Source organism: Gordonia heveisoli (genome assembly GCF_030315745.1).
Taxonomy (GTDB): Bacteria; Actinomycetota; Actinomycetes; order Mycobacteriales; family Mycobacteriaceae; genus Gordonia.
This window is the reverse complement of record NZ_JASXSH010000059.1, coordinates 1-483: the sequence shown is the minus strand read 5'-3', so window position 1 is coordinate 483 and position 483 is coordinate 1. Positions and strand designations below refer to the sequence as shown.

Here is a 483-nt window from a genome sequence, read left to right as displayed (position 1 = left end):
GGCTCTTCCTGATTGACGGTGCGTAGAACGGGTTCTCGCGACCACAAGATGTAGGCCCGGTTGTGGGTTGCGGGCTTCGGGGTGGGGCGGGGATTTGGGCGGGCCCTGGGGTGTGAAGATGAAAGCTCTCACACAACCATCCGAGCACCCACAGGACCCACCTTGCAGCGTAGCGCTATTGCCGACACGATTTGCCGCACCATCGAACTCGGCGTCACGATCACCGATGCCGCCCTCGACGCCGAGGGCCGCACCCACTTGTTCTGCCAGCTCCTGGACCCGAAGGCCGCCTGTCCTGCCTGCGGGGAGACGGGCCGGCTGCGCGATCACGTCGACCGCGACGTTGCAGATCTGCCGATCGTGGGCCATCCGACACGGCTGCACCTGAGGGTGCCGCGCTACACCTGCGACAACACCGACTGTCCCACCGCGATCTTTCGTGCCGACATTTCGGCGATCGTGGCGCCGCGCGCTGCGGTCACT

At 65.8% G+C, this 483-nt stretch carries 1 protein-coding gene; it reads left to right on the top strand.

The genetic code is table 11. From position 1 onward, the window contains the following. Positions 1 to 162: 162 nt before the first annotated feature. The coding region (locus QSJ18_RS20135; RefSeq protein ID WP_286328430.1) for a transposase family protein at positions 163 to 483 on the top strand (321 nt) is incomplete at its 3' end.